Source organism: Rheinheimera soli, from assembly GCF_021290985.1.
In the GTDB taxonomy this organism is placed as follows: Bacteria; Pseudomonadota; Gammaproteobacteria; order Enterobacterales; family Alteromonadaceae; genus Pararheinheimera; species Pararheinheimera soli.
On the sequence record NZ_JAJOYU010000011.1, the window covers coordinates 126,021 to 142,352 of the forward strand.

Consider the following 16,332-nt stretch of genomic DNA (forward strand, 5'->3'; position numbering starts at 1 on the left):
CAGCTCCAGCCCTTGTGTTGGTAATTCCTTATGCAAAACAAAAGTTAAGTTTTACTGCAGCTGTTATGGTTCAGTTGCCATCTACAAACCTGCAAACTGGAAAGCTTCTGCTGGCTTGAATTGCGAAACCGCATTTCCTGCGTAGGTCTGATGCTCTGATAAGGCAAGTTTGCGTACGGGTTGCCCCTTTTGCAGATCAGCTTGTTTCAGGTCAACCCAAAAGGTGTTCGGTGTTAATGCGGTCTCAAAGTAGTAACGTAGTGCCTTATGATCAGAAACAGAGCGCCAGCGGGTTGATGAAATATTAGGCTCTGTGGGTGATGAAATACCAAAGGGTACTGAAGCATTACGGATCACACTGAACAGGCTAGCTACCGCAATCAAAGGATCGCTAGTCTGAGGTATTGCTTGCAGGTAAAACGAGGCTCTGACAAAACGGTCTGCTGCTCTGTTCGTTCCCGGCAGCATAGTGGTGCCTCCTAATTCACGCCAGTATTCGTTGATTGCCAGCTGCTTTTCAAATATGGGGGAGTTGGTCATCACGGTATAAGACGGATCGTGATGGATCACCAGCTTTCCATTGATATACTCAAACACCGCATTGTCGCCTGAAGCGTCTGATAAAGATAAATGTAAGGTGGCCAAACGGTCAGTTCCGGGAATATTTGCAGAGACAACAACAAAAGGTTCATTCTGCATGGCCGCAACAGCTTCAGACACTGTCGCAAAATTATCCAGCATGTATTGTACCCAGGCTGCGATACTCAAACCAGGTTTGCTGCCGTCATACTCTGCATAACGTGACTCCACTAACCACAACAGATTAGCGACCAGGCCTTTTTCGTTCAAACCATCAGTGCTTGAAATATCAAAGGCACTGGCGACCACACTGCCATATCTCGAGGTCCAGCGCACTGAGTTAGGGCCAACTTCTCCCTGACGTTGCATACCTCGGGGAAATAGCCAAAGATTCACCGGGATCTCATCACGCCAATCCATCGAACGGGCAGTAAGCACCAGTTGCTCAGGACCTTTATAAACAGCTCTGGTACAGGCTTCAGCTGTTGAGATCAGGCTCAGGGTACAAATTAACGTAAAGATAAACACCAGAAAGTTACGCATACAAGCTCCCTTGTTTTAGTTTTTCAGCTTACAAATCTGCAGTTTTGCCAGACTCCAGCATCTGACTATTGTTGCATTTCTATTTTAGTCACATAGTGCAATCAGTATAGCTACAAGCTTTGCACTGAAAAGCCTGGCCGTCTGGTGTATACTCGCGCGATTTTTCTACACTCTGTATTCAGAGCTATAGAAAGCAGCAGATTAACCAGATGGCAGCCGTTTATGATGAGTTCAAATACTTCCCTTTCAAAGCCTGTGATTATGGATCACCGTTTCTCCATTGCACCTATGCTGGATTGGACTGACAGGCATTGTCGTTATTTCCATCGATTATTGTCTGAACATGCGGTGCTCTATACCGAAATGGTTACGACAGGCGCGATCATTTATGGTCAGGGTGATTATCTGGCTTTTAATGAAGAAGAGCATCCTGTTGTAGTACAGCTGGGTGGTTCTGATCCTAAAGATATGGCGCACAGCGCTAAGCTTTGTCAGGAACGGGGTTACGATGCTATCAATATCAATGTTGGCTGCCCGTCGGACAGAGTGCAAAACGGTATGTTTGGCGCTTGCCTGATGTCAAAGCCTGAACTGGTGGCTGCTTGTATCCATGAAATGCGTTCTGTAGTAGATATTCCTGTCACAGTAAAAAGCCGCATTGGGATTGATGATCAGGATAGCTATCAGTTTTTAGTGGATTTTATCGGCACTATCGCTGAATCCGGTTGTAACCAGTTTATTGTGCATGCCCGTAAAGCCTGGTTAAGTGGCTTAAGCCCTAAAGAAAATCGCGAAATTCCGCCACTGGATTACGAACGGGTGTATCAGCTGAAAAAAGATTTCCCGCATTTAGATATCTCCATCAATGGTGGTGTTAAAACCCTGGCCGATTGTTTAACCCATTTACAGCATGTGGATGGTGTGATGGTGGGGCGTGAAGCCTACAGTAACCCTTTGATGCTGGCACAAATTGACGCTGCTATTTATAACAACCCACGCGCTGTACCAACACCACATCAGGTGGTGGAGCTGATGTTGCCTTATATTGAGCGCCAAATGGCGCAGGGTGCGCGCTTCTGGCATATAGCACGGCATATGCTCGGTTTGTTTCAGGGCGTACCTGGTGCCCGCTTATGGCGGCGGCATTTAAGTGAAATAGGCCATCTGCCGACCAGTGGTCCACAAGTCATGCTGGATGCGCTGAAAAAGGTGCCACAGCTTTAATAGTGCGAACATTAAATGTTTAAAAAGTGGTGAAATTCACCACTTTTTTGTTTTTAGCCTTTTAGTGTTTTTTTGATAAATAGGTTAACTTCATTTTAAGTTCATAATTATCAATGGTTTAAAAATTAATTTCAGTATGGCACGCACCTTGAAATAGACATAGTGAACTTCACTACTCATTAAGGAGCACGACCATGAAAACACTCGCTACGTTAGTCCTTGTTACCGCCGCAGCTTTTGCTGCTACGCCATCAGCGCAAGCCAATGAGCTGAGCTTACCTTCTGTTAATACACAAGCCATCAGTGCTTTTGCCGCTGAATTAATAAATCAGCAAATGGCTGAGTTAAAAGTTGTCATTCTGGAACAAAGCCAAAAAGCTTTGGCTGAACTGGAAACTAATTTAGTGACCAGCACTGAAACTGAAAAAGAGGTTGTGGTTACAGTAGCTAAGGCGGACTAAGGATGCTGAGCTTAACATTAGGGTTGTTGGGGCTGTTTTTATTACCCGTCGTTAGTGTTGGCCTGGTGTCTGTGATCTGGCATTGGTTATTACCCCCCTTTGATATTCCTGCTTCAACCCGGTCTTAAGTAGTACCGGGTTTTGTTTTTTTAAGTCCTTGCACCGCTGTTTATCTACTGCTGAAAATCCCATTTCTCCTTATTCATATACCTCTTTGCTTTGTCCTTTTGAGCTGCCCACTTAGTCTGAAATCATGTTTTTTAAAATGGCTAAAAAGTGGTCTAAATTGCCATTTAATATTTTTAGTAAAACTCTGAATATGGTCTGCAATTAGTTCTATTTGTTAAAAATATCAACAAAATCAGATATTTAAAATTTATTTATGAGTTGGCATAACAGCTGCAATGTATAGATATCAACAGATGAACTGATGATGAATTAAACCACTAACTAAGTTTGAGGAGAGTCAAAATGGAAATAGCAGCACTGATGGTTGTATTAGCTTGGTTCGGCATAGTAGGCAGCTGGGCTGCAGACGAAGTCTGAATAACAAAATGCTGATGAGTATCAGCAAAAAGTGAAAAACATAAACAAAGGTGAGGAGAGTCAAAATGGAAATAGTAGCACTGATGGTTGTATTAGCTTGGTTCGGCATAGTTGGCAGCTGGGCTGCAGACGAAGTCTGAATAACAAAATGCTGATGAGTATCAGCAAAAAGTGAAAAACATAAACAAAGGTTAGGAGAGTCAAAATGGAAATAGCAGCACTGATGGTTGTATTAGCTTGGTTCGGTATTGTTGGCAGCTGGGCTGCAGACGAAGTCTGAACAAAAGCGTTTAGGGAGAGGCGGAACATGTCACTGATTATTATCAACATTGTCGTGGTCTGGGCTTTGGCTGGTTTGCTCTGGTTGTTAGACAGAGCGGTTTATAACAAGGTTGGAGAGTAAGCATATGAGCTTAGAAAAAGATAAAAGTGCCTGGTTTGTGAATAAGGCCAAACGTAAAATTTCAGGTGTGTGTGCAGGTTTTGCGGCTTTTTATGAGCAGCCAATCTGGTTAGTCCGCACTGTAGTGGTATTGCTGGCGCTGTGTTTTCCGGTTGCTGTGGTAGTCGCTTATATTGCCGCTGCGCTAATACTGCCAGAACGTTGGGTGTATTAATATGATCGCGTCAAAAACAGGCGACCGGGCAGGTCGCCTGTATAGCCGTCGTATTTGAAGCTGCAGCTTTGTTGACTGCGTCGCTCGCCCCAATCACATAGGAACTACTATGCTCATGGGGACTCACAACTTGTCGCCGCCCTGCAACTCCAACTACTTAGGCTATATATAAGGCTTTAAACTTTCTTCCGTGCCGTTAAGCGAACCCACTCTTCTTTGACCGCTACAGGGTCAAACTCAAATTCTGCAGCGTAAGCATCGATCACCGACTGAGCCTGACTTTCCAGAATACCGGACAGCGCCAGTAAGCCACCTGGTTTGACATAAGCACTGATAATGCCGCTCAATTGTGCAAGAGGGCCAGCCAGAATATTTGCCACTACCACATCGGCTTGTAAAGAAGCAGGTTGATCCTTCGGCAAATACAACTCAATTTGTTGCTCTACACCGTTACGGGTGGCGTTGGCGAGGCTGGATTCAATAGCTTGTGGGTCAATGTCGATTCCCACCACACGCTTAGCGCCAAGCTTTAATGCAGCAATACCTAAAATGCCTGAGCCACAGCCAAAATCGACCACTAAACTTTGCGACAATTCCTGTGCATCCAGCCATTCCATGCAAAGCGCAGTCGTAGGGTGAGTACCAGTACCAAAAGCTAAACCAGGGTCGAGCATGACGTTGACAGCTGTTGGGTCTGGAATATCACGCCAGCTTGGGCAGACCCATAATCTGTTACCAAAACGGATAGGGTGGAAGTTATCCATCCATTCCCTTTCCCAGTCTTTGTCTTCCAGTTGTTCCAGCTTGTACTGCACACCATTTTTAAAAATGGCAGCTTTTTCCAGCTGACGCACCACCTTGTCCATTTTGTGCTCAGCGTCGAACAAACCCACCACCACCGTATTTTCCCAATACAAGACTTCACCCGGCAGAGGTTCGTAAATAGGGGTGTCTTTGGCGTCAACAAAACTGACAGCTTGCGCGCCCCAGCTCATCAGCATATCGCTGACCTGCTCGGCTTGTTTTTCAGTGCTGTTTACGCGTAATTGGATCCACGGCATGGTGTTGCTCTTCACTCTCTGGAATTGGGCGCGAATTGTAGCAGTTTGGCGGCGTAAAATCAGCGCTTAGGTGGTGCAAATAACAAAGCCACCGTGAAGGTGGCTTTGGCTCGGGCGCGCAGTCAACAACGCTGCGGCTTCAAGAACGCAGGGTATTATTTCAGGCCGAGTTTATGTTCAAGATAGTGGATGTTCGTTCCACCTTTATTGAAGTTCTCGTCTGTCATAATCAGCTTGTGCAGTTCGATATTGGTTTTAATACCACCGACCAGCAGTTCGCTTAATGCATTCCGCATACGAGCTATTGCGATATCACGGTTTTCACCGTAAGTGATCAGCTTACCAACCATGGAATCGTAGTTTGGCGGTACTGTGTAATCAGCGTAAATATGCGAATCCCAACGTACACCGTTGCCACCTGGTGGGTGGAAGCGGGTGATAGTGCCTGGCGACGGAATAAAGGTCTTGGCATCTTCAGCATTGATACGGCATTCCACGGCATGACCACGGATCACAACATCAGACTGCTTAATGCTCAGCGGCATACCGGAAGCGATGCGCAGCTGCTCTTTAATCAAGTCCACACCAGTGATCATTTCAGTCACAGGGTGTTCTACCTGAATACGGGTGTTCATTTCGATGAAATAAAACTCGCCGTCTTCAAACAGGAATTCAAAAGTACCAGCACCACGGTAGTTCAGGTCGATACAAGCCTGCACACAACGGGCACCGATAAAGTTACGCAGTTCAGGTGTAATACCAGGAGCTGGCGCTTCTTCCACTACTTTCTGGTGACGACGTTGCATAGAACAGTCACGTTCACCTAAGTGGATGGCATTACCCTGACCATCAGCCAGCACCTGAATTTCGATATGACGAGGGTTTTCCAGGAATTTCTCCATGTACACCATGTCATTACCAAAGGCAGTGCCTGCTTCGTTTTTGGTCATTGCAATAGATTCAACCAGCTCTTCTTCGCTGCGCACTACACGCATACCACGACCACCACCACCACCAGCGGCTTTAACGATAATCGGATAACCGATGCGTTTAGCAATGGCTTTGTTGACTTCGTCGTCGTCGCCTACAGCGCCGTCAGAACCTGGTACACAAGGTACGCCGGCTTTTTTCATTGCTTCAATGGCAGAAACTTTGTCACCCATTAAACGGATAGACTCAGGACGTGGGCCGATAAACACCAGACCACTTTCTTCCACTTGCTGCGCAAAGTCAGCACGTTCAGCTAAGAAACCATAACCTGGGTGAATCGCCTGGGCATTGGTCACTTCAGCTGCGGCAATCAGCGCAGGAATATTTAAGTAACTTTGTGGTGACGGTGCAGGACCAATACAAATGGTCTCGTCGGCCAGCAGCACGTGTTTCAGATTACGGTCAACTGTGGAATGCACAGCTACCGTTTTGATACCGAGTTCCTTACACGCACGTAAAATACGCAGTGCAATTTCACCCCGGTTGGCGATCAGTACTTTTTCTAGCATGAGTCTGCCTTTTAACTTATTCGATCACAAATAATGGCTGGTCAAACTCAACCGGCTCGCCGTTTTCTACCAGAATTTGTGTCACCACACCGGCCTTGTCAGACTGGATCTGGTTCATCATTTTCATCGCTTCGATAATACACAGGGTGTCGCCCACTTTAACGCTCTGGCCCACTTCAACAAAAGATTTAGAAGTAGGAGATGCAGCGCGGTAGAACGAACCTACCATAGGTGAACGCATCTGGTGACCTGTAACGACCGGCTTGGCAGCTTCAGCAGGAGCGGCGGCAGCAACTGGTGCTGCAGCTGGAGCTTGTTGCATTGGCGCAGCAGCATAGTGCATAGGAGCATATTGCTGCATTGGGCCATTGCGGCTGATACGAACGGATTCTTCGCCTTCAGTTATTTCAAGCTCGTTAATGCCTGACTCTTCCAGCAGTTCGATCAATTTTTTAATTTTTCTGATATCCATGACGTAGTTGCCTAATTAATTTGATGGAATGGTTGATAAGGACGACACCGCCGATTCCAGTGCGTAGTGGTAGCCTTTGGCCCCTAAACCACAAATCACACCTTTGGCGATATCGGATAAATACGAATGACGACGGAATTCTTCCCGCGCATGTACATTGGACAAATGCACTTCAATAAAAGGGATAGCCACGGCCAGCAGCGCATCACGAATCGCCACGCTGGTATGGGTATATGCGCCCGGGTTGATAATAATAAAGTCCTGTTGTCCTAAACTTTGCTGAATAGCGTTGATGAGCTCATGTTCGGCGTTAGATTGCAGATGAGTCAAAGTGGCATTCAGCTCTTTGGCATGGGCAGTTAAGCCATCAACAATTTGCGGTAAAGTGGCGGCGCCATAAATTTGAGGCTCACGTTTGCCTAACATATTTAAGTTAGGGCCGTTGAGCAGCAAAATACGTAAGTTTGTCGACATATAGCGCGAATTTCCCGTCATCTTGTTTAATTGCTAACTATCTTGCCAAAGGCATAAAGCAATTGCATCTTTTTTGTTCAGCGACCAGCGGTTGCTGCAGATTTGCCGCTTATTATAGTGAAATCGTTGCAAATGGCAGCAAAATACTGGTCTTATCAGCAGAACGGAACTTTTTTGCGAAGTTGAAACTGAAGTGGGGAAATTCAGGCAAAGTCAGAGCCAGTCTGACTTTGCCGTGAGTAGCGCGGAATTTTTTACTGTACTATTGGGCCTAAATGGGCACTAAAATCTTTCGGTCCCATGAAGCCAGTGATGCGAGATTGCGTTAATTCGCTGCCGTTTTTGTCAAATAACAGCAAAGTTGGTAAACCTAAAACCTGAAAATGATCCAACAATTGTTGATCCTGTTCAGTGGCGTTGGTGACATCCACCTTAATTAAGGTGAACTGCGCCATTAAGTTTTTCACTTCGCCATCGGCAAAAGTGATGTGCTCAAACTCTTTACAAGCCACACACCATTCGGCGTATAAATCCACCAGTACAGGTTTACCGGCGTCAGCTGATTTTTTCACTTCCTGTTGCAGCTCATCAAGGGTTTTTACCAGCTTAAATTCGGTGTTTTGTGTCTGAACACTTTGGCCTGCTGCAACCACTGGCGATGGCAGCCAATACCATAAGTTCGCGCCAGTAGTGCCAAGCATTATCACTAATGCCAGCATCCAGCTAATACTTTGGCCTGTGGTGCCTTGGGAGAGCTGTTGCGATAAGCGGTGTAAATACACGGCTAGCATCAACAAGACTAAAGTTGCGGCAATCACCACCACATAAGCAGGCAGGAAACGGCTCAGTAACCAGACTGGTACTGCTAATAACAGGAAACCAAAGCTGGCTTTGACTACATCCATCCAGGCACCGGCTTTTGGTAAAAACTTACCGCCCGTGCTGCCTAAAATCAGTAAAGGCAAACCCATACCCATGCTTAAGATATACAGCGTTAAAGCGCCCAAGGCTAAATCGCCGGACTGAGCTACATATAAAAGTGCTGCTGTCAGTGGTGCTGTGGTGCAAGGGGAGGCAACTAAACCTGATAACAAACCCATCAAAGCCGCACCTTTAATGCTGCCACCTTGTTGTTTGTTGCTTAAGCTATTGACCTTGTTTTGCCATTTCTCCGGCAGGCTTAAGTTAAACACCCCAAACATAGCCAAAGCCAAAGCGACAAATAAAATGCTGATGGCAACCAGGACTATTGGGTGCTGAAAGTAGGTCTGGAACTGCAAACCTAAGCTTGCGACCAATAAACCCAATAAGGAGTAGCTGACCGCCATACCCTGCACATAAGCCATAGACAAACTAAAAGCGCGTTTACCAGATAACTGCTGGCCTTGGCCTACAATAATGCTGGTTAAAATAGGGTACATAGGAAACACACAAGGCGTAAAAGCCAAACCTAAACCCAACAGGAAAAACAAAAACAAAGCTTTGAGGGTGCTGTCGGTTTGTAATTTATCTAACAGTTGCAGCTGCTCTGATACAGGAGCTGAGCTTGTGGTGTCTGAAGCGGTTGACGCGGGATTATCGGCAATACCCAAAGCTGCAGCAGCATCAGCAGTACTGGCGCTTTCCGCCGGTCCTTCAGAAGCTGCTGGTGCTATCAAAGGAATATCCAGTGTTTGCACCGGATAACATAAACCTGCCTCTGCACAGCCTTGGAAGCGCACCTTGAGCATAGCTTCAGAGCCCAACTGGCTTAACGGAATATCCAATACAACCTGGTGGAAATAGACTTCGGATTCACCAAAGTATTCGTCCGTAATCATCATGCCTTTTGGATACTGCGGATGAGAAAAGGCGGCATCTATGCCAACAAACTTAAACTTGTCTTTATAGAGGTAATAACCGTCGGCTATGGTAAAGCTGACTTGTAATTTTTGTTGTCCGCCAGAGCTGGCCTGCTGACGGAAATCCATCACAAAAGCCTGCTCTACCGGCAGAAACTGTGAACCTTGCTGCAAGGCGGCCAGCGCATTGGTACTTTGGGCCTGGCTTATAAAAGAGAGACTTAACAGCAGGCTAAATAAAAAACTCTTAATCACGACTTGTTACCTCTTGAACCCACTGTAAATAGGGGGCGAATACTTGTTGCGCGGCAATGGCAATAATTTCAGGCACTTGATACGGGTGTAAAGCACAAATGGCCTGTTCAATTTCGATAAAATCTTCTTTTCTGGCTTTAATCAAAAGCGGAATTTCAGTGCTTTGTTCAAGTTTGCCCTGCCAGACATAATGCGACTGCACAGCCGGCAAAACGTTAACACAAGCCGCCAGTTTTCGCTCCAGCAACTGCTGGGTTATGCGCTCTGCCACCTGTAAATCAGGACAATTGCATAAAATCAGTTCCATCATCATGGTCGAATCCTCTTTGTCTCGGCAAACAAGACCTGCGAAGTACTGGTTTTGTTGCACAAAATGAATCGTTTGGCTGAAAAGTGAGCAAATAATCTCAGTAATGAGATTTTTTAAAAAATAGCCCTTGGGTTCATAAGGAGATTGCCCCATATAGCTGACAGTCAATTTAACAATCAATGTTAAACCCAAATCGCTTTTAGGAGATAAAAAAGCATGAATATTCGTCCATTACACGATCGCGTCATCATCAAGCGTTTAGAAGCTGAAAGCAAATCCGCTGGTGGTATTGTGCTGACTGGCGCTTCTGCTGAAAAATCTACTCGTGGTGAAGTTGTTGCTGTAGGCAACGGCCGCATTTTAGAAAACGGCACAGTCCGTCCTTTAGATGTGAAAGTCGGCGACAAAGTGATCTTTGGTGCTTACGTAGAACGCACTGAAAAAATCGAAGGCCAGGAATATGTCATCACCAAAGAAGACAACATCCTTGGCGTGATCACCGAATAATTAAACCGAACTTTCTAATTTAATTTCAAAGTATTCAGAGGAATTTTTAAAATGGCTGCAAAAGAAGTACGTTTTGGCGATGACGCCCGTAACAAGATGCTCAAAGGCGTCAACATTTTAGCAAACGCAGTGCGCGTTACTTTAGGCCCTAAAGGCCGTAACGTGATTCTGGACAAGTCATTTGGTTCGCCAATGATCACCAAAGACGGTGTATCTGTTGCCAAAGAGATCGAGCTGGAAGACAAGTTCGAAAACATGGGCGCACAAATGGTGAAAGAAGTTGCTTCTAAAGCCAATGACGAAGCCGGTGACGGTACTACTACTGCCACTGTGTTAGCGCAAAACATTATCAACGAAGGCGTAAAAGCTGTTGCTGCCGGTATGAATCCAATGGATTTAAAACGTGGTATCGACAAAGCTGTTATCGCTGCTGTTGCTGAACTGAAATTATTATCTCAGCCATGTGCCGACACCAAAGCGATCGCTCAGGTGGGTACTATCTCTGCAAACTCAGACGATGAAATTGGCCAAATCATTGCCAATGCCATGGACAAAGTAGGCAAAGAAGGCGTGATCACTGTTGAAGAAGGCCAGGGCTTAGCGAACGAGCTGGCTGTGGTTGAAGGTATGCAGTTTGACCGTGGTTACCTGTCTCCGTACTTCATCAACAACCCGGAAGCTGGCCAGGTAGAACTGGACAACCCGTTCATCCTGACTGTTGATAAAAAAATCAGCAACATCCGTGAATTACTGCCGGTATTAGAAGGCGTGGCCAAGTCAGGCAAGCCTCTGCTGATCATCGCTGAAGATTTAGAAGGCGAAGCTTTAGCAACGCTGGTTGTGAACAACATGCGCGGTATCGTTAAAGTGTCTGCGGTGAAAGCTCCAGGTTTCGGTGACCGTCGTAAAGCCATGCTGCAAGACATCGCTGTATTAACTGGCGGTGTAGTGATTTCTGAAGAAATCGGCTTAGAGCTGGAAAAAGCTACGCTGGAAGATTTAGGTACTGCTAAACGTGTTGTGATCACCAAAGACAACACCACTATCATTGATGGCGCTGGTGAGCAGGAAGCCATTGACGGTCGCGTGAAGCAAATCCGTCAGCAAGTGGAAGACGCCACTTCAGATTACGATAAAGAAAAACTGCAAGAGCGCCTGGCTAAGCTAGCTGGTGGTGTTGCTGTGATTAAAGTAGGCGCTGCCACTGAAATCGAAATGAAAGAGAAAAAACACCGCGTAGAAGACGCGCTGCACGCAACTCGTGCTGCCGTTGAAGAAGGCGTAGTGCCTGGCGGTGGTGTGGCTTTAGTACGTGTAGCGGCCAAGCTGGTTGACCTGCGTGGCATCAACGAAGACCAGAACCACGGTATCAAAATCGCACTGCGTGCGATGGAAGCACCTCTGCGTCAAATCGTTGATAACGCCGGTGAAGAGCCATCAGTTGTGGTAAACAACGTGAAAAACGGTTCAGGCAACTACGGTTACAACGCTGCAACTGGTGTGTACGGCGATATGCTGGAAATGGGTATCCTGGATCCAACGAAAGTTACCCGTTCTGCTCTGCAGTTCGCAGCTTCTGTTGGTTCTCTGATGATCACCACCGAAGCTATGGTCACAGAACTGCCGAAGAAAGATGCTCCATCAATGCCAGATATGGGCGGTATGGGTGGAATGGGCGGAATGATGTGATGCGACGAGAGTCGCGGAGGTCGCTATCCTCGCGGGGTTACACCGATAGTATACACTAACTTCGGTTAGTGTATACCCCACCCGCAAACATAGTAGTCGAAAATCCGTTGGTCGGATTCACCCAATCCGATCAGCGGCATTCCTTAGGGAGTGTTTCGCCTGATTGCATTGGACGTAATCAGCTTGATCAAAATAGGCGCTAGTATGCTGCCTTCAACAGGCTAAGCCACTGTCATCAGTTGATGACCATAGAAGAAAAACGGCGACTTCGGTCTGCCGACAACACGCTATGCGAGGTTTACGCCGTCAAGCCTGCCATTTCTGGCACGACTAAACGGTTCATGACACTACTGAGCGACGCTCCGGCGTAAGCTATTGTAGTTATTGTCTTAACTTTTCCGGCTTATACAGCGGTTTAGTAGCGAGACCTGTTATACGGCTAATAGTAGCCTAGGGATAGTGCGATGCTGGTAACGGCATGGTGCGGAGCTTCCTGACAATGTACCTCTGCGCAAGCAGTGCCTTAACCCGTGAGGGTGGGTATAGCACACGAACAATACGTGAGCTGGGGGCTAGGCTGGGTAATATTGGTTAACGTAAGTGAACTGCTGATAAACACCGTCAACCGCAATGAGCGAAAGATTGTTGTTACGCTCTGACCAAAAGGTACGTGGCCGGTTATTCCTCTTACATCTGGGAATACGCCGTCTTAAGGCCGCCGGTGGATAAGCAGAACCTAAGTTACTCGTGTAACTACAATGGAACTCGGTAAGCCCGATTGTTCGCCTTGTTTGTGCAAGGCAGGGGATCCGTAAGGAAAACTGTTGGACAAGCGGGTAAAGGATGTCTGACCAAGCGAAGGCTGCGCTGTAATGGCGCGGATAGGGGTTCAAACTTTGCCCTGACCCGAAAGGGTGCCAAATTCAGACTGGTCTTTAATCGTGTGAAGACGTGGCAAGCCGTCTTAAGCACAACTCCCACTGGGGAAAGATAATATCTTCCCCGTGGGGGAGGTGTGTCTTTTCTTCTGCGTGGGGGTAACGCAACAGGAGAAAAGCAAGATGAGTACGGTTATGAAAATGGCCATACCTGCGTTCTCCCACCCAGCGCAAAGTTGGCATACCATTGACTGGTATCTGATGCAGCGACAGGTGAGAGGGCTACAAGTACGGATCGCGAAGGCGACGAAACAGCAAAAGTGGCGCAGGGTGAAAGCCCTGCAACGGATGCTGGTGCGCTCGTTTGCTGCCAAGGCATTGGCAGTCAGGCGGGTCACGGAAAACCGGGGCAAAAGGACGCCTGGTGTTGATGGGGAGTTGTGGGGTACGCCTGAACTGAAATGGCAGGCTATTACAAGGTTACAACGGCAAGGCTATAAGCCTAAACCGCTACGTCGGGTTTACATTCCAAAGGCCAACGGCAAACGCCGCCCTTTAGGGATACCAACGATGCTGGACCGCGCGATGCAGGCACTTTACCTACTGGCGCTGGAACCGGTATCGGAAACCACGGCTGACCGTAATAGTTATGGCTTTCGTCCAATAAGGTCCACGGCTGATGCGATAGAGCAATGCTTTGTCAATTTAAGCCGCAAAAGCTCGGCAGAGTGGGTACTGGAAGGGGATATTAAGGGCTGCTTCGACAACATCAGTCACGACTGGTTGCTTGCCAACATACCATTGGATAAACAAGTGCTCAGGCGCTGGCTGAAAGCGGGTTATATGGAGTCCGGTAGTTTGTTTGCAACCGGAGCCGGAACGCCACAAGGGGGGATTATATCGCCGGTGTTGGCTAATATGGCGCTTGATGGTTTGGAAGCGGTGTTAGAAGCGCAGTTTGGGCAGAAAAACACTAAAGCCAGCTACAAGACCAAGGTCAACTATGTGCGTTACGCTGATGACTTTGTGATTACCGGTATCTCGAAAGAGTTATTGGAAAACGAAGTAAAACCCTTAGTTGAAGCCTTTATGGCTGAGCGGGGGCTGACGCTATCGGCAGAGAAAACGCTGATAACCCATGTGGACGATGGCTTCGACTTTTTGGGGCAGAACCTACGTAAGTACAACGGCAAGCTGTTAATTAAGCCTAGCCGGAAGAACCTGCGTAATTTGCTGCAGAAAGTAAAAGGCATGATTTCAGGCAACAAAACCGTTACGGCGGGCATGTTGATTATGTGGCTTAACCCTGTTTTGCGGGGCTGGGCTAATTATCACCGGCACATCGTGGCGAAGGAAACCTTTAATTATGTCGACTATCGGGTCTGGAAAATGCTGTGGAAGTGGTGTCGCAGGCGGCATAAAAACCGTCGTTACCGCTGGGTTAAAGAGAAATACTTTAAGTCAGTGGGCACACGCAACTGGGTGTTTTCCGGCGAAGGGGCAGATAAGCAAATGTATCGGCTCTTTTACTGCAATGACACGCCGATAAAGCGGCATATTAAGATTAGGGCAGAAGCCAATCCGTATGATTTGGCCGACGAGGAATACTTTGAGAAGCGGCTAGAGCGCACTTGGAGAGACTCAATGGCCGGACAGCGGAAAGTGCTTTACCTCTGGCTACGGCAGCAGAAATGCTGTGCGGTATGCCGGTTCCCGATTACCAAAGAAACGGAATGGCATATTCACCATATCGTCGAAAAGGTAAAAGGCGGATCGGATGAGCTGGATAACTTAGTTTTGCTGCACCCTAATTGTCACCGGCAAATTCATAGTAGTGTGCTAGATTAAGATGTGTTTAACCAAAATAGGGATATTTCTATGAATAACATCTTCAAAGAAGGCTCGCGGTACCACGTGCATTTCACTGATGGGGGATTGGGAGTTGTTGACTGTGATGAATTCGTGCGCAAAGGCGGAAAGCTTATCTATCGAATAGATGGCTCAGAAGTTTATACGGCGGGTCCAAATGCTAAATATGTGGCTGAACTGAATGGTTTAACTGCTACTAGCGTCACTGACAGCAATATTCTTTTTCGCCTGACACTGGAAAATAGCTAACTGGTATCAACATTACTTAAGTGAATAGAAAAAGGAAAACTTGTTGTAATTGTTATTGATAGCGGTGTTTTGGTTTTGGAATGGCTGAGGGGCGCCTCTGCCCCCGCCACCGACTTACAGCAACATCATGGCAATTTTCAGCACGATGATGATTAAAACTGGGTCTATTTCGACTTTCAGCTCGATTTTCATCTTTGCTCCTTACAGGTTGGGGTTGAAGTTTGGGTTAAATTCACGGTTTCCCGCGAAAGTACCCGGCGAAGTGTTATCTAACTAGCTTTTCAGCTTGTTTAGAAAAACATCATCTGGCTAAGAAACGGATATGGCCCGAGTCCGCCACTTCCTCCAACAAGGGGATTAAGAATGTCGAAACTGGAACAAGATAGGATGTTTACTCCAGTTGGTCAATTGGTTTTCACGTCGCTGGTCGGTACTTAGGTATTGGCTTATAAAGGCTTGAGCCGTATGCGGGGAAACTTGCTTGTACGGTTCTTAGGGGGCGGCGGTGCAGTAATGCACTGCTGCTACCCGACATCCGCACATCCCCCTAAAAAAACGAACCCGGCGCAAGCCGGGTTTGTTGTTTTTAAGGGGGAATGACGGCTCACGAAGGGGTCAGATCAAGATTTGCGAAGCAAATTTGCTCTGACCCCAATATTCCATCTGAACTCATCTGACTCTTCAACTTCAGAGCACGAGCAAACCGCTCTCCGAACCAGCCCAACCACCACCAACTACTGCGTTCGCCCGTTCGCGCCTCCCGCGCTCACTTTTGATCGCTCACTACGCAGTTACTGGTGTTTGGTATATGGCTGAGTTAATAACGCATAGCCCATTACATCGTTATAAATTTATTGCTCGAAAACAAGAACTAGATTAGGTTTCTGTTTCACTATTTGTCTTATTACAGGGATATAAAGTATATGAGTGATGTTGTATTTATTCTTGGAGCTGGAGCCTCTGTAGATGCTGGCGCTCCTGTAATGGGGGACTTTCTAGAGCGGGCCCAAAGACTATTGGTTACCCGTAAAGTTGAAGACAAAAGAGAACATTTTGAAAGGGTTTTCTTAGCAATTTCCAAACTTCAGGTTGTGCATTCAAAGGCTCAATTGGACCTTAACAACATTGAATCTATTTTTACTGCTTTCGAATTGGCTAAAATTATTGGGCATTTACCGGGCTTTGATAGCTCCAGAAAAATATCAGCTTTGATCGAATCATTCAAAGAAGTCATTGTTGCTACTTTAGAACAGACTAG

16 protein-coding genes are annotated in these 16,332 nt (G+C 46.7%); 9 read left to right on the top strand and 7 right to left on the bottom strand.

Annotated elements, in window-relative coordinates; all coding sequences use genetic code 11:
• Positions 1 to 81: 81 nt before the first annotated feature.
• On the bottom strand, positions 82 to 1,122 hold the full coding sequence (locus LSG37_RS09945; protein ID WP_233079726.1) for a linear amide C-N hydrolase: 1,041 nt from the start codon (positions 1,120 to 1,122) through the stop codon (positions 82 to 84).
• A 222-nt stretch (positions 1,123 to 1,344) separates the two neighbouring features.
• Here LSG37_RS09945 and dusA point away from each other — a divergent pair, with 222 nt between their 5' ends.
• The 4 genes from dusA to LSG37_RS09960 all read left to right on the top strand — a co-directional run bounded on the left by dusA (position 1,345) and on the right by LSG37_RS09960 (position 3,970).
• Complete coding sequence (dusA, locus tag LSG37_RS09950) at positions 1,345 to 2,346, top strand: tRNA dihydrouridine(20/20a) synthase DusA (RefSeq protein ID WP_233079727.1); 1,002 nt, start codon at positions 1,345 to 1,347, stop codon at positions 2,344 to 2,346.
• 194 nt (positions 2,347 to 2,540) lie between these two features.
• The gene (locus tag LSG37_RS09955; protein WP_233079728.1) at positions 2,541 to 2,807 is read left to right on the top strand and encodes a hypothetical protein; all 267 of its coding nucleotides are present in this window, start codon (positions 2,541 to 2,543) and stop codon (positions 2,805 to 2,807) included.
• A 2-nt stretch (positions 2,808 to 2,809) separates the two neighbouring features.
• On the top strand, positions 2,810 to 2,935 hold the full coding sequence (locus LSG37_RS21235; protein WP_261373321.1) for a hypothetical protein: 126 nt from the start codon (positions 2,810 to 2,812) through the stop codon (positions 2,933 to 2,935).
• Positions 2,936 to 3,760: 825 nt separating this feature from the next.
• Positions 3,761 to 3,970, top strand: coding sequence for a PspC domain-containing protein (locus tag LSG37_RS09960; RefSeq protein WP_233079729.1), 210 nt, complete (start codon positions 3,761 to 3,763; stop codon positions 3,968 to 3,970).
• Between the two features lie 176 nt (positions 3,971 to 4,146).
• On the opposite strand, the gene prmA is transcribed toward LSG37_RS09960, so the two are convergent.
• The 6 genes from prmA to cutA form a co-directional block, all read right to left on the bottom strand.
• Positions 4,147 to 5,031, bottom strand: coding sequence for a 50S ribosomal protein L11 methyltransferase (gene prmA / locus LSG37_RS09965; RefSeq protein WP_147902975.1), 885 nt, complete (start codon positions 5,029 to 5,031; stop codon positions 4,147 to 4,149).
• Positions 5,032 to 5,186: 155 nt separating this feature from the next.
• Positions 5,187 to 6,530 (bottom strand): acetyl-CoA carboxylase biotin carboxylase subunit, encoded by a 1,344-nt coding sequence (accC, locus tag LSG37_RS09970; protein ID WP_233079730.1) that lies wholly within the window; start codon positions 6,528 to 6,530, stop codon positions 5,187 to 5,189.
• Between the two features lie 16 nt (positions 6,531 to 6,546).
• Positions 6,547 to 7,002: an acetyl-CoA carboxylase biotin carboxyl carrier protein gene (accB, locus tag LSG37_RS09975; protein ID WP_008899124.1), complete on the bottom strand. Its 456-nt coding sequence runs from the start codon at positions 7,000 to 7,002 to the stop codon at positions 6,547 to 6,549.
• Between the two features lie 15 nt (positions 7,003 to 7,017).
• On the bottom strand, positions 7,018 to 7,476 hold the full coding sequence (gene aroQ / locus LSG37_RS09980) for a type II 3-dehydroquinate dehydratase (protein ID WP_008899125.1): 459 nt from the start codon (positions 7,474 to 7,476) through the stop codon (positions 7,018 to 7,020).
• A gap of 254 nt (positions 7,477 to 7,730) precedes the next feature.
• Positions 7,731 to 9,572: a protein-disulfide reductase DsbD gene (locus tag LSG37_RS09985; protein ID WP_233079731.1), complete on the bottom strand. Its 1,842-nt coding sequence runs from the start codon at positions 9,570 to 9,572 to the stop codon at positions 7,731 to 7,733.
• Positions 9,565 to 10,062: a divalent-cation tolerance protein CutA gene (cutA, locus tag LSG37_RS09990; protein WP_233079732.1), complete on the bottom strand. Its 498-nt coding sequence runs from the start codon at positions 10,060 to 10,062 to the stop codon at positions 9,565 to 9,567. Before cutA ends, LSG37_RS09985 begins: the two co-directional genes overlap by 8 nt.
• 36 nt (positions 10,063 to 10,098) lie before the next feature.
• Here cutA and LSG37_RS09995 point away from each other — a divergent pair, with 36 nt between their 5' ends.
• The 5 genes from LSG37_RS09995 to LSG37_RS10015 all read left to right on the top strand — a co-directional run.
• Positions 10,099 to 10,389: a co-chaperone GroES gene (locus tag LSG37_RS09995; protein WP_053423916.1), complete on the top strand. Its 291-nt coding sequence runs from the start codon at positions 10,099 to 10,101 to the stop codon at positions 10,387 to 10,389.
• A gap of 51 nt (positions 10,390 to 10,440) precedes the next feature.
• Positions 10,441 to 12,078: a chaperonin GroEL gene (gene groL / locus LSG37_RS10000; RefSeq protein WP_233007682.1), complete on the top strand. Its 1,638-nt coding sequence runs from the start codon at positions 10,441 to 10,443 to the stop codon at positions 12,076 to 12,078.
• 1,061 nt (positions 12,079 to 13,139) lie between these two features.
• Positions 13,140 to 14,804, top strand: coding sequence for a group II intron reverse transcriptase/maturase (gene ltrA, locus LSG37_RS10005; protein WP_233079733.1), 1,665 nt, complete (start codon positions 13,140 to 13,142; stop codon positions 14,802 to 14,804).
• Between the two features lie 30 nt (positions 14,805 to 14,834).
• Positions 14,835 to 15,074: a hypothetical protein gene (locus LSG37_RS10010; protein WP_233079734.1), complete on the top strand. Its 240-nt coding sequence runs from the start codon at positions 14,835 to 14,837 to the stop codon at positions 15,072 to 15,074.
• Between the two features lie 923 nt (positions 15,075 to 15,997).
• The coding region (locus LSG37_RS10015) for a hypothetical protein (protein ID WP_233079735.1) at positions 15,998 to 16,332 on the top strand (335 nt) is incomplete at its 3' end.